General features: G+C 53.1%; 1 rRNA gene. It reads left to right on the top strand.

Annotated elements, in window-relative coordinates:
• The first annotated feature begins 5 nt into the window (after positions 1–5).
• Positions 6–2,843: ribosomal RNA gene (locus HJY11_RS13295) — 23S ribosomal RNA — on the top strand.
• Positions 2,844–2,905 lie beyond the last annotated feature (62 nt).

Raw genomic sequence — 2,905 nt, forward strand, 5'->3', positions numbered from 1 at the left:
AAAAAGGTCAAGCTAAGAAGGGCGCAGGGCGAATGCCTTGGCACCAGGAGACGATGAAGGACGCGATAAGCTGCGAAAAGCCGCGGGGAGCTGCAAATGAGTATTGATCCGCGGATGTCCGAATGGGGCAACCCACCTAGAGTCATGTCTAGGTATCCTGTACTGAATACATAGGTGCAGGAGGTGAACCGCCTGAACTGAAACATCTAAGTAGGGCGAGGAAGAGAAATCAAACGAGATTCCGAAAGTAGTGGCGAGCGAAATCGGAAGAGGCCAAACCAGGGGTAGAAATACCCTTGGGGTTGAGGACTGCATTTAGGATTGTGCGAGTTTAAGAGAACGGCATGGGAAGGCCGGCCAGAGAGGGTGAGAGCCCCGTATCTGAAAAGCGAGCACACCGAGCAGGATCCAGAGTACCGCGGGACACGAGGAATCCCGTGGGAAGCCGGGGGGACCACCCTCCAAGCCTAAATACTACCTGGTGACCGATAGCGTATAGTACTGTGAAGGAAAGGTGAAAAGAACCCCGGGAGGGGAGTGAAATAGAACCTGAAACCCTGTGCCTACAAGCACATAGAGCACGTCAAAGTGTGATATGGTACTTTTTGTAGAACGGTCCGGCGAGTGTATGTATGCAGCGAGGTTAAGGGCTTAAGGCCTGAAGCCGCAGGGAAACCGAGTCTGAATAGGGCGAAGCAGTTGCATGTATATGACCCGAAACCGGGTGACCTATCCATGTCCAGGTTGAAGTTGGGGTAAGACCCAATGGAGGACCGAACCGACCCCTGTTGAAAAAGTGGCGGATGAGGTGTGGATAGCGGAGAAATTCTAATCGAACCCGGATATAGCTGGTTCTCCCCGAAATAGCTTTAGGGCTAGCCTTGCGTTAGATTTCCGGAGGTAAAGCACTGAATGGGCTAGGGGCCGAGAGGTTACTGAACCCTATCAAACTAAGAATGCCGGAAAATCGATGCGCAGGAGTCAGACTATGGGAGATAAGTTTCATAGTCGAGAGGGAAACAGCCCAGACCCACAGCTAAGGTCCCCAAACAGGTTTAAGTGGAAAAGGATGTGGGGGTGCACAGACAACTAGGATGTTGGCTTAGAAGCAGCCATACATTAAAAGAGTGCGTAATAGCTCACTAGTCGAGTGCCCCTGCGCCGAAAATGTAACGGGGCTAAAACCTGTACCGAAGCTTGGGCATCGTCTTTGATGATGGGTAGGGGAGCGTCGCATGCGGGGTGAAGCCATAGCGGAAGCGGTGGTGGACTGCATGGGAGTGAGAATGCCGGAATGAGTAGCGCGAATCATGTGAGAATCATGATGGCCGAAAGCCTAAGGTTTTTGGAGGAAGGTTCGTCCGCTCCAAGTTAGTCGGGAGCTAAGGTGAGGCCGAAAGGCGTAGCCGATGCACATACGGTAGAGATTCCGTAACCACCGAAAGTTTTAAGCAGAGGGACACTCTGAAAGGGCATGACCCGGGCGATGGTAGACCCGGGCGCAAGGGACTGAAATTTAGTAGGGAAGCATGCTTGGACGGAGGCGAGAAAAGCTCTGGGGACAACTAAGGTGCCCGTACCGCAAACCGACACAGGTAGGTAGGAAGAAGATTCTAAGGCCAACGGGAGAAGGGTTGTTAAGGAACTCGGCAAATTGACCCCGTAACTTAGGGATAAGGGGTGCTCATGGAGACATGAGCCGCAGAGAATAGAGCCAGGCGACTGTTTAGCAAAAACACAGGTCTCTGCTAAATCGAAAGATGAAGTATAGGGGCTGACACCTGCCCGGTGCTGGAAGGTTAAGGAGATGAGTGCAAGCTTTGACCCGAAGCCCCAGTGAACGGCGGCCGTAACTATAACGGTCCTAAGGTAGCGAAATTCCTTGTCGGGTAAGTTCCGACCCGCACGAATGGTGTAACGATCTGGTTACTGTCTCAACAACCCACCCGGCGAAATTGTAGTACCGGTGAAGATGCCGGTTACCCGCGACAAGACGGAAAGACCCCATGGAGCTTTACTGCAGCCTGATATTGGATTTCGGTATTACATGTACAGGATAGGTGGGAGACGAGGAAGCCAAGGCGTCAGCTTTGGTGGAGTCGACCTTGGGATACCACTCTTGTAGTGCTGGAATTCTAACTTGCGGCCGTGGATCCGGCCGGAGGACATTGTCAGGTGGGCAGTTTGACTGGGGCGGTCGCCTCCTAAAAGGTATCGGAGGCGCTCAAAGGTTGGCTCAGCATGGACGGAAACCATGCCAGAGAGTGTAAACGCACAAGCCAGCCTGACTGCGAGACTGACAAGTCGAGCAGGAACGAAAGTTGGAGTTAGTGATCCGGCGGTATGTGAGTGGAAATGCCGTCGCTCAACGGATAAAAGCTACCCTGGGGATAACAGGCTGATCTCCCCCAAGAGTCCACATCGACGGGGAGGTTTGGCACCTCGATGTCGGCTCATCGCATCCTGGGGCTGAATTCGGTCCCAAGGGTTTGGCTGTTCGCCAATTAAAGCGGTACGCGAGCTGGGTTCAGAACGTCGTGAGACAGTTCGGTCCCTATCTGTCGTGGGCGCAGGACATTTGAGAGGAGCTGTCCCTAGTACGAGAGGACCGGGATGGACGCACCTCTGGTGCACCAGTTGTCACGCCAGTGGCACAGCTGGGCAGCTAAGTGCGGAACGGATAAACGCTGAAAGCATCTAAGCGTGAAGCCGACCTCAAGATAAGATGTCCCACTGAGTCAATCAGGTAAGACCCCTTGAAGACTACGAGGTAGATAGGCTGCAGGTGTACGCACGGTGACGTGTTGAGCTGGGCAGTACTAATCGGTCGAGGGCTTGACCTTGTGAAGCGGTTCTCAATTCAGTCTATTCCCCTTTATTCAGTTTTCAAGCTGCGTTTTTGCAG

The organism is Bittarella massiliensis (ex Durand et al. 2017) (assembly GCF_017566145.1).
GTDB classification, from domain to species: Bacteria; Bacillota; Clostridia; order Oscillospirales; family Ruminococcaceae; genus Bittarella; species Bittarella massiliensis_A.